This window comes from Vibrio rubrogenes, from assembly GCF_059641415.1.
Genome location: NZ_JCARSY010000031.1, coordinates 32,623 through 43,769 on the forward strand (window position 1 = coordinate 32,623; position 11,147 = coordinate 43,769).

General features: G+C 40.4%; 9 protein-coding genes and 2 pseudogenes. 4 read left to right on the forward strand and 7 right to left on the reverse strand.

From position 1 onward, the window contains the following. Positions 1 to 281: 281 nt before the first annotated feature. From AC55NX_RS16865 to AC55NX_RS16890, 6 genes and pseudogenes are all read right to left on the reverse strand, one after another. Positions 282 to 1,166, reverse strand: a complete 885-nt coding sequence (locus AC55NX_RS16865) for a putative adhesin (RefSeq protein WP_496996795.1) — start codon at positions 1,164 to 1,166, stop codon at positions 282 to 284. A 386-nt stretch (positions 1,167 to 1,552) separates the two neighbouring features. Continuing rightward, complete coding sequence (locus tag AC55NX_RS16870; RefSeq protein WP_496996796.1) at positions 1,553 to 1,750, reverse strand: hypothetical protein; 198 nt, start codon at positions 1,748 to 1,750, stop codon at positions 1,553 to 1,555. Between the two features lie 388 nt (positions 1,751 to 2,138). After that, positions 2,139 to 2,759 (reverse strand): DUF2799 domain-containing protein, encoded by a 621-nt coding sequence (locus AC55NX_RS16875; protein ID WP_182287359.1) that lies wholly within the window; start codon positions 2,757 to 2,759, stop codon positions 2,139 to 2,141. 390 nt (positions 2,760 to 3,149) lie between these two features. Continuing rightward, positions 3,150 to 3,296 (reverse strand): annotated as a pseudogene (locus AC55NX_RS16880) (IS256 family transposase); the annotation flags it as partial. Positions 3,297 to 3,370: 74 nt separating this feature from the next. Continuing rightward, the gene (locus AC55NX_RS16885; RefSeq protein WP_496996797.1) at positions 3,371 to 5,335 is read right to left on the reverse strand and encodes a glycoside hydrolase family 127 protein; all 1,965 of its coding nucleotides are present in this window, start codon (positions 5,333 to 5,335) and stop codon (positions 3,371 to 3,373) included. A gap of 12 nt (positions 5,336 to 5,347) precedes the next feature. Next, on the reverse strand, positions 5,348 to 6,748 hold the full coding sequence (locus AC55NX_RS16890; protein WP_496996798.1) for an MFS transporter: 1,401 nt from the start codon (positions 6,746 to 6,748) through the stop codon (positions 5,348 to 5,350). A gap of 202 nt (positions 6,749 to 6,950) precedes the next feature. On the opposite strand from AC55NX_RS16890, the gene AC55NX_RS16895 reads away from it, so the two are divergent. The 4 genes and pseudogenes from AC55NX_RS16895 to AC55NX_RS16910 all read left to right on the forward strand — a co-directional run. Beyond that, a complete protein-coding gene (locus tag AC55NX_RS16895; protein ID WP_496996799.1) occupies positions 6,951 to 7,763 on the forward strand; it encodes an AraC family transcriptional regulator in 813 nt (270 codons plus the stop codon). Positions 7,764 to 7,894: 131 nt separating this feature from the next. Continuing rightward, positions 7,895 to 8,356: a carboxymuconolactone decarboxylase family protein gene (locus tag AC55NX_RS16900; RefSeq protein ID WP_496996800.1), complete on the forward strand. Its 462-nt coding sequence runs from the start codon at positions 7,895 to 7,897 to the stop codon at positions 8,354 to 8,356. 135 nt (positions 8,357 to 8,491) lie between these two features. Next, the gene (locus tag AC55NX_RS16905) at positions 8,492 to 9,235 is read left to right on the forward strand and encodes a helix-turn-helix domain-containing protein (protein ID WP_496996801.1); all 744 of its coding nucleotides are present in this window, start codon (positions 8,492 to 8,494) and stop codon (positions 9,233 to 9,235) included. Between the two features lie 117 nt (positions 9,236 to 9,352). Continuing rightward, positions 9,353 to 9,540: pseudogene (locus AC55NX_RS16910) on the forward strand (IS3 family transposase); the annotation flags it as partial. A gap of 104 nt (positions 9,541 to 9,644) precedes the next feature. Here AC55NX_RS16910 and AC55NX_RS16915 read toward each other — a convergent pair. After that, a partial coding sequence (locus AC55NX_RS16915) for a GmrSD restriction endonuclease domain-containing protein (RefSeq protein ID WP_496996802.1) occupies positions 9,645 to 11,147 on the reverse strand: 1,503 nt, incomplete at its 5' end.

The following is an 11,147-nucleotide window of genomic DNA, read 5'->3' on the forward strand; positions in this document are numbered from 1 at the left end:
GTTTTCTCTATTCCGTTACGGCGTTAGGCCGTGTGGGTGAGGCCGATGATATCGGTAAAATCATCGCAGCGATGTTCAGCGACGGGTTTGGCTGGGTTACCGGGCAGAGAATAGAAGCCTCTGGCGGCATGATGTTATAGCCAGTCATGTATCGGCAAATGCTTGGATATCCATATCGTATTGATCATCAGAGATCCGGTGTCATTTTCTTTTCGATTCAGCTTAAGGAAATGACACTGACTTTGAACATTACCGTGAAATATATAATGTTTGCTTATTATTTAAATGTATATTGGTACAGTTCCTCTATCTAGTTCTATTTTTTCTATTTTTGCACCTAAATCTCTTTTGCTATTCATGAAAGTACCATTGTCTTGAGATATATGCTCTCGGCATGCACACCAAATGATTTCTATTTTTAAACTTTCAGGAAGTTGTTTTCTCATTGGCGATACTTTTTTTGGACGCTGATTAATTAGAGAATGAATCAACATTTTTATTTGTAATAGTGATATTGTATAAAAACGTTTATTATGCTCTTCCGGTTTCATATTACAAAGCACATCTGTATGTGGAAATAATTCGTTCTTTGAGTTATCAAAAGTTGCATTCCCAGAGAGATAGAACACATAAGATTTCCCGGCTTCTAAATGAAATTTTGAATTTATTGTATAAGTATCTTGTGAAAGAGTAGATAAGTCGAGTCTTCGCGATGCTTCCTCGGGTAAAATTAGTACTTCACTTCCCCATAACGGCCATAGCCTATAATTTTTAGTCAGTTGACCAGCATTAACAGAATCTTTCCCACGTTTAAAATTCCATTGGCGTTGACCGGCAGCACTATGTAACTGATTATCAGGAACATGAAAATAAACTTCATAATTATCAGGGACTGTAATGCTATCATCCCCTGATGTCCAAGTGCCATGTCCAACCACATAGATTCTTAATACATTACTTGGCGTTTTATCTAATTGAAATTCACTAACAGTAGAAAAATTGGTTGAAGTTGAACCTTTAGCCTCTTGCGTATTATAGACTCCTGCTTGTCCTTTAGGCTTTAATGATTGCGATTTTTCACATTCACTACATTTTCCTGGTTTTTCAACATATTGTGGTTTATTAAATAAAACACAATTTTCATTTGTACAATAAGCTGTTTTCATCCTTTGACCCCATCAATGTTGTATTTTATGAATCGTGATGACTGATATATTTATAGTAGTGGTAAGGTTCGTATTTGACTTGGTTAAATTAATGAAATATTCGGATTTTCTATTAAAAAATCAGATGGTATATAATCGGGTTTTTACGTTTAATTTAAAGTTGTAAAATATTTCCATATATTATTTATTTTAACTGCGAGCTCGATTGTTAAGTGTTTATGAGATAAATAATTACTTTAGTGTATTATGATTTTGTTGAAAAATAATTAAATCATAAAAAATTGTGATTATTGAAATGACAAGGCAAGAGCTGCTAAAACTATTTTATAAAACGAGCCGCATTCGCGGCTCGAAATCGGCATTACCCAAATCAATCAAGATCCTCGTTACACCAGATCCTCCCCATCAATCTCTTGATGGTAGCGCACATAATGGGTGGTAATCAGATTATTCAGATACAGCAATACATTGCGCAGCTCTTGACTGTTGTGCCGCCGTTCGGCTTCAAACATTTCTTCTAACTGACGCAAGTATTCGCGGGCTTTTTGGGCAAACTCGGGATCGTAAGGGATGGTTTCGTACATAGTTATCTTCCGAAGAGTTAGTGAAAAAACATATCACCACGGGAGTTCCTACGCTCGGGTGGTGAACTGGAACAAGGTGTAGGAATACCGTTCTCTCCGGAACACGGCCAGCCGAAGCTGCCTTGCCCAGCTCACCATAATTCAGATGTGCTGAGGCCGCATATAGTAAGAAACCAACGTAAAGTTAGCAACCTATAATGCCGGAAAGTAATGACGGGTTCCTACGCCCGGCACCGGATTTTGCCAGTGCAGGGAGTAGGTTATCTGTTTTGGGGAAAATAAAAGTATGAAAAAAGTATGAGGTTTTGCGAGTGAGTTAACAGGGTAGCATTGAAGTGACAGTGGCTGTCAGATCACTACAGCCACCGATTGATTTAGAAGTATCGATTTAGAAATGAACCGACTGTTTTTCAAGCGCGCTTAACTTTGCTTGGGTCCGGGCGATATCCGCAATCAGTTGTTTGTTGCGTTGTTCTAATCCGCCCAAGTCTTGTTGCATCTGGCTGATTTCTTGATTTAATCGGTAACGGTTATCAATGGTTGTTTCATTCGATAGCATTAAATTGGTTTTGTCGGTAATTTTCGAGCGCAGGTCTTTAATCTCTCGCTCATTACTACTTTGTTCATAGCGTAAATCACTTAATGTTGAAGAAACGGAATGTATTTCATGACCGGCTTGATAGCCTTTGAGGAAATCACCTTCTAACGACGGCGGACAAATACCGGTGTAATCGTATCCTTGCTTACCTTGCGCAAATCCATTGCGAGCGGTACAGAAACGCGTGACACCTTCTTTATGGCCGTCTTGATAAGCCTTAAAATCGGGAGAAATACCGTATTCAGCACAAGCTTCACGATGGGAAGCAATCCGAGTATCCGGATATCCTTGCGCACCGTCTTCATATCCGATTTGATGCCAATCGGCCGTCATACATTCTTCTTTACTTAGCGTGGCACAGCCGGATAAAACAATCGTGCCCATAAATAAAACAACCAAGAGTCGTTTCATCGACTTCTCCTTTATTGTTAATCTCAATATTGGGTTTTCACTCAAACAATACGCAGTCAATATTGGATGGATCTGCCGATCCATTGATAACTGTGAACAAGCTTTTGGGTTGGTATTATATAATTTATTGAAATCTAAGTGATTGTGTGGCGGGTAGGATAGTTCAGAATCGTCAATAATGGAACTGGCATCTTCACATTCTGTTTTAAAAACGGGATTGAAATTGTGCGACACGTAAAAAATGGCAGCGATGAAAAGCAAGCTAAATTTAGCGCTCAGAGAATCAATGAAATATATTATCGAACATCTGGTATTTTTTGAATTGATGGAATATTGAACAACGCAAAAATAAAAGCGAGACTGTAAAAGATTCTGTGTAAACGCCGATGGTTACATGTAATCCGATAAACGGCCTTCAAATTCAATTATAAAACGATTCAGGGTTTGCTTCCAATTCCTTATATTTTTGGAGGCATCCTGAATCGCCAGATAGATAATTTTTCTTGCTGAGTCTTCCGTTGGGAAGCGTTTCCGTTTTTATCCATTTGCCGATCCTTAGCTATATAGGCTTAATGATACGGCATTTACACAGATTTATTTACACTCTCCACTTATTCTTTTTCAGTAATCCAAACTCGCATTTCACCTTCACCACGGTTCGCCCAAGTGAAGTACGGAATGAGAGTTAACGGATGTGAAACCCACTCAGTTTTAGGTGCGTTGTAACGGTACAGCACTCCGTTGTCAGCCGGTCTGACCGCTTTAATCGCCGGAGCCTGAAGTAACATTTTTCCGGCAAATAACCCTTCGCCTTCAACCACCGTGAATTCAGCATCGCTGTCTAAGCGGATATTATGCAGACCTTCACCGTTGTCTGCTTGCTCAATACAGTAAACCAGCGGTCCGCGTTGAATCGAAATCTTACCGGCACTATGCCGAAGTTTCTCATGGCCTCTTAAAACCAAGGTCTCCATCGGTAGCGTTAGTGTCAGTCTATCACCCATTTTCCACTCTTGATTCACTATCACATAGCCGTTTTTTACGTTTTCAGTGAGAGAATATTGGTGACCGTTAATGGTTAAACTTGCTTGGTTACACCAATCCGGAATCCTCAAACCTAGTGAAAGAGCCTGACTTGGTGCTTCATCAATGGTTAACGTGATGGTGTCTTTCCAAGGGTACTCACCACTTTGGGTAATCGTAAAATTACCATGTTGTGTAGCCAGCGTTGACGTTGAGCCAATGTACAGGTTCGTCAGGACTTCATTTTCTTTTACGGTATAAATGTAGTTACCCAGTGACCCTAAAATACGCGCAATGTTTGGTGGACAACAAGCACAACCAAACCAGCGTTGACGAACGGGCTTCACATGATCGTAAATATGATTATGAGGGATACTGTTTGGATGGACTTCTAACGGGTTTACGTAGAAGAAGTGCTTTCCATCCAGTGCCATACCCGCCAGAACTGTGTTGTACAGAGCTCGCTCCATGACATCGGAATAATGACTGTCTGTTTCCAGTTGCAACATTCGGTTGGCAAACATTATTAATCCGATGGATGCACAAGTTTCCGTGTATGCAGTATCGTTTGGTAAATCGTATTCGCAACTGAATGATTCCCCTTCACTTTGCGAGCCAATACCTCCGGTAACGTACATTTGCCTATTAACCATGTCTTGCCATAGTGTTTTACATACAGCAATTTTTTCTTGGTCACCGCTTATACGGGCTAAATGGGCTACACCCGCAAGTAAGTAGACAAATCGTACAGCGTGTCCTACTGCGACTTTTTGTTCAGTCAGTGGTGCATGAGCCTGGCTGTATGCTTTGTCTTTAATCATCCAGGCCGGACCATGAACATGCCAGTATGAAGTTTCACCGCGAAGTTTGTATTCTTCATCGTAGTAGTGTGGAGCTTGCCCACGCTGTTCAACAAAGAAGTTACACAGTTCAAGGTAACGTTGATTCTCAGTCACTTCAAACAAACGCATTAGTGCTAATTCAACTTCTGGATGACCAGGGTAACCTTTGAGTTGATCGGGTTTATTGCCAAACACGTCATCAATGTGGTCAGCAAAACGACAAGAAATATCTAACAGCGCTTTTTTGCCTGTCGTTTGGTAGTAGGCAACCGCTGCTTCAATCAAGTGGCCTGCACAATACAGCTCATGGCATTCACACAAATTGTTCCACTTAGCTTCAGGGGCTTTAACGCTGAAATAAGTGTTGATATAACCGTTTTCGCACTGAGCACGGCCAATTAATTGGATTACATCATCAGCTAACGCTTCTAATTCTGGATCTGGCTTACTTACCAAAGAATAAGCAACCGCTTCTAGCCATTTTGTTACGTCGCTGTCCTGGAAAACCATGCCGTAGAACTCACCATCAAGTTCTCCAGCCGCAATTTTAAAGTTTTCTATCGCGTGGCTTGGTTCAGTATCTGGGATGTTGTCGTTAAGAGCATCCCACTGGTATGGGATAACAACATCGTTGATCAGAGTCTGATAATTTTTCCAAAATGTATCCGTGATGCTGACACGCGTATATTGTGATTCGTTGTTTTGAGTCATGAAAATTCTCTCTTAAGCGATTTGTTTCTTGAGATCTAAGCCAATACGAGTCATTAGCTGATGGTTTAATTTTGTTTTGGCAATCATGAATGCCAGAGCTAAGTGGATGATTGCAGGAATAAAGCTTTCTAAAGTCATGATGCCTGACATTGATGCTTCGGTTTGATTTTCTAAACCCGGTTCGTACGCGACCCAAACTAACACTGCACTGATGATCACAGCACTTGATGCCCAGGCTAACTTGATGCAGAACAGGTTGAACGCGAAGTTCAGACCAGATGAGCGAACGCCTGTTTTCCATTGACCATAGTCGTCGGCAAATGCCATTAGCGAGAAGTGCAGCGGTAGAGTGAAGCCTAGCAAAACGCTGTAGCAGAAGATCACACCCAACCATAGGGTTTGAGTCGCATGATTAGCAGGAATGAAGTACATCATTAATGAGTAGATACCGAGTACAACGTTGGTATAAAAGTAAAGGTTTTTAGGGTCAATAATTTTGGTCAGGTAGTTAACTAGAATTGGACCAATAACGAAACCCGCCGTTACCATTGCAAAGAATATTGAGGTATAACCTGAATTTCCGCCCAGTACATAGTTGATAAAGTATATGTAGGCACCACCGCGGGTATTAAAAATAGTGATGAGCAGAAATGACATGATAAGCATCAGGATTAACTGGTCGTTTTGCTTAATACTCTTAATGTGGTCTTTGAATGAAATCTTACCTAGCATTTCAATGGGAGTACGCTCACGAACGGTTGCAAAACACCACAAAAACATGGCGACAGCGATGACGCATAGAATACCTACGCCATATTGATAACCTATCGCTTGTTGATTTGCATCAAACATACCGACGAACCATGGTAGACCGACAGAAACAAGTACACCGGCACCGCCAGTTAGCACAAAGCGCCAGCTTTGGCATGAGATCACTTCTTTGTGATCGGTCGTCATTGTGTTGATGAGTGCACAGTAAGGAACGTTAATCGCGGTATAGCAAAGTGACAGTAGCATATACGTGACGAATGCATACAAAACCTTGAGGTTATAACTCATTTCCGGAACGGTGAAGGTAAGAATTCCGACTAACCCGATAGGCACCGCAATCCACATTTGCCAAGGTCTGAAGCGCCCGTACTTACTTCGCGTCCTATCCGCAACAAATCCCATGATCGGGTCAGTCGCTGCATCAAAAATGCGTAGAGTCATGAACAAAATACCGACTATCGCAGGTGTTAAGCCAAATATGTCGGTATAAAAAAAGGTTAAAAAGTTACCGATAAGACCAGTGATAATAGTGCCTCCGGCATCACCTAAGCCATAACCAAACTTTTCGCTAATGGATATTTTTTCGCTATTAGAAGTGTTGCCCATTTCATTGGACAATACTTGGGTCGTAGTGTCATTCATGTTTGTTTCGTCCGTATTGAATTAAATGTTGTCTTTATTGTTATGTAGTTATCTTAGCGATGAATAGATGGCTTCAATAGGTGATGTTTTTGTATAAAAAGAGGACAGATCCGACTTTTGAAACAGAAGTGTGATAGTGATCTTTTTGTTGACACCGAACCTTCAATAAGATGCTTTCAGGAGACATTCGGGTAGTTTGACGATGGCAAATATTTATCATGATGTACCGGTAGAGATAGAGAATGGCGGATTATTTATCTCTAACGGGAGTGGTACGCACCCGAGAAGGGTTATTGACTCATTTGAGCTTATGTTTGTTCACAGTGGCACATTGTCTATTCAAGAAGGTGAACAACAGTATCAACTTAAAGCCGGGCAGTGTTTGTTACTTTATCCACATTGTGAACATATGGGGATAGAAGAGTACCCTGAGGATTTAAAATTTTATTGGGTACATTTCCGTTTATCTCGCCATAGTAAACGCTCAGCATCTCAGAGCTTCATCAATTTGCCAAAAGAGGGTTGTGTTGAGGATGCGTCGAAAATGACATCACTGTTTAATCTATTGTTGAATGAACAGGAACTCGGAGGAGACAAACTTTCTCTGAACCTGTTACTCATGATGATTATTAATAAAGTATGTACCAACAATACCAGTGAAACAGAGTCCAGACCGATAAGTTTAGCGTATCGTGCCCGAACAATTATCAAGCAGTTTTATCGTGAGCCGATTACTCCGTCATGGGTCGCCAGACGCTTACAGTGCAATGTCGATTACTTAGGCAGGGTTTACAGACAATCGTTTGGAATCACTCTGACGGAAGCCATTCAGTCGCAAAAAATAAATTCAGCTAAACAAGCGTTAACAGATGCAACACATCCTATTCAGTTTATTGCCCGAGGTGTTGGCTATGAGGATGTCGGCTATTTTCGTCGAGTATTTTCAAAATATGTGGGGACAACGCCTTCTGAATACCGAAAGCTGAATTCTATCAAGTCCGTTAATTCGGAATAGATCTTTCAAGAATTTTTGGGCTGGTGTCCGCTCGTGACATGAAACTCGGGGTAATTTCAGCAAAATGTCGAAAATCTTCAATCTATTGCTAAGTGCGTTTTTTATCATGTAAAAAATAAAGGAGAAAGACCATGCAAAAACGACTCAGCTACACTGACATTGCACCGAAGGCAATCGACATTTTGTATGCTCAGGAAGCGTATTTCCATGAGCAATTTCGTCAATCTGACACCATGAATATGACCATATGGGAACTGGTAAAGTTGCGTGTTTCACAAATCAATCAGTGTGCATTTTGTATCGATATGCACAGTAAAGACGCACTTAAACTGGGTGAAAGGCCTGAACGGATATGGGGGCTTAGTGCGTGGAAAGACATGTACTTCTACAGCGATGCAGAACAAGTTGCGTTGGGCTGGGCTGAATTACTGACGGCCGATCTGCCGGTCGATGATGATACCTATCAGCTTACCTTGAACACCTTTGGTGAAAAAGCGATGGTCAACCTGACGATTGCGATCAACGCCATCAATAGTTGGAATCGAATCGTGAAGGTATTTAAGCCTCAGGTGGGGGTATACCAGCCCAAATAATTGAACTCGGGTTAATCTAATCGGGACTTGACTGTTTATACTTTAACTGAAGACGAAAAAGAAAGAGTATCAATGGATACGATGCTCTTCTCTGAGTCGTAGTTAAATCAGTTGTGGTTAAATAGGATAATTCGTTTGAGTTTAGACTTTGAGATATTTAAACCTCAGGGAAAGTTAGCCGGCCATATTCAGGCAATCTGGTCGGTTTCCGTCGCGTCTGACATGGTGCAAACGGTGCGTAAGGAATTACTCAGTGATGCCGGAACCGGTGTGACGTTCATTTTGCAAAATGAGGTGCAGATGGACGGCGAGTGGCAGAGCCCGGGGGTTTTGTTACTGCCCGTCAGCACGCTGGCGCATCAGGTTTGTCTGCCGCCCGGTACGGTTATGGCCGGGGTGCGCTTTCATCCGGCTGTCGGTTATCAGTTGTTGGGTCAACGCTTAGCACAGCCGTTGCGAATCGAGGGGGATCATCCGCTCACCTCTTTGGCGTTCGCGACATTTGCATCTCTGCAAACCGTGCATTCGCCGTCAGCGAGAATGGTTGTGTTATACCACTGGTGCCAAGATCTGATTGCAGCATTTGATCCTCAAGATGTCAGTCATATTATCCGCCAAGAGCGAGCGACGATCAGTCAGCGTCAGAGAGAGCGTCAGTTTCAGAAATGGCTGGGGATTACCCCGAAACATTACCAGCGTATCACTCGGGTGAAACAGACTTTAGAGCAGCTTCGGGCCCAACCTGACATCTCTTTGTCGGATCTGGCGCTGGAGCAGGGCTTTGCTGATCAGGCCCATATGACCCGGGAATGTAAGCAGATTGCGCGGATGACGCCCAAACAGTTTGTGCGGAAGAGAAAAAAGCCGAACAGGCTTTAATTGAACGGCGACCCGATAAGATGGTAAGTCATTTGGGCTAGTGTCAGCTCGTGACATGAAAGTCAAAAAGCGGAATGAATTCCGCTTTTTGATTATTCCAAGATAGCTCTAAACCAAGATAACGCGGCTTGTGAAGGGTTCTTCGGTGTCATGAAACGGGAACGGCAATACCGGACGAGAGATGAAGCCAGAGCAGATATTTTTGATTATATTGAACGGTTCCATAATCCAAGAATGCGACGTAGACTAGCGGATCAAGATCGTCAGTTTATGTCTTTACTAAACCGTCCGTGAAAGCGGGGTAGAACCCGAGAGAATACCACACGAGTAGAGACACAATTCATAGAGTTATAAGCAGATAAAAAGTCGATAGCTAGGCCTGTGTATATACAGGCCTAGCTAATATAAACTAGCGATTAGTTGGTTTAGAGTACTTTCCGATGACAATATCAACTTGTTTTATAAATTGTAACATATATTGTTCATTTATTTCCTTGGATTCTGTATTCTTCATACTCTTTAATAACTCAACACAATCACTTTTTATTTCTAATCTGGAATTTTCTATTGTTTTGATATCTATTTTATGTATTACCATCCAAAGTAAATATATGTCTTGAAGGGAGCGTTTAAAAGCAGTGATGTTTTTAACATTGAACATGTCATTTAATTCTGAAAGCTTGTCGTTAGAATCTCCGAGCAATAAATTTATTTTATCTATAAAAGTTTTAGTATTATTGATGCTGTCGACAAATTCCTTTTTCTTCGCTGGATTAGAATCTAAGCTATTTAAAAAGTTTGATATTCCTGATTTGTTCGTTATCCGACTATTTAATCTATCTTGCTTAAGATAAAACTCTACGCCTTTAATCGGTGAGTTAGTTGATTCCAAATGATCAAGGTACGATAAAACAGTAATCATTTCTTCGTTTTCCATACGGTCGTTGACTCGATCTTTTTTTACAACTCTCAAATAAAACCAATCAATGTTGGCTTCAGTTATATCTTTTATTTTCTGAATAACATCCAGACTAACAGTAGAGTTCCACATCTCAAAAGAATTTTCTTTGATAGGATATGGTTTGTTATTTAGTCTGATAAACAAATCTACGGGTTTAAACGCGTTGTTTAGTTTATAATCTATTTCAATGATATTTAGATCAAAGTCATATATTTTCTCAGATAAAGTCTCTGGTAGAGCACTAAATTTAGAACCATTAAGGTCAGTCAATATTTTTAATCCTTTCAAAGAGAAGTTATTATTTTTTGAGTAATCTTCTTGACCTTTTTCATTTAAGTATTGTTTGCCCATGAAAGCAAGAATTGAAAGTAAGCGTTGTTGACCATCAATTACTTCTTTTACACCGTCTTTATTTTTATAGATAAATATTGGAGGTAGATAAATACCAAGAAGAATGCTCTCTATAATGGAAGATGCTTTAGCTATACTAATTCTTTCTTGTCTTTGGTAAGATGGCCTTAACATATATTTGTTAGTGTTTAGATCAGATACTACTTCCTCAATTGGCTCTGATGACGGTTCCGGCTTTAATACTCTAAGTTTATCTAAAACATTAATTCGTTTTAATCCATCTTCTTCAGTTTGTTTCATCTCTTTAATCTCAGAGCTAAAGCCATCTTTTTTTATATATATACCAAAGTCAAAGTTGTATTTTTTACCAAAAAATGAGCTAGTATCTTCAAATCGTTTTACTATGCTGCCATAATAGTGAGCACCATCTAAAGAGTATAGGTGCAGGTTGTCTTTATAGTGTTCAATCAAGCTTGGGAATATATTATCGTCAATGATATACTCGACTCCTTCGCTTTTCATTATTTCAAAAGCCCAAAGCATACACTCATAAATAAGTTTATTATCTAAGTCTTCAATAATCGATATCTTTTTATGGAT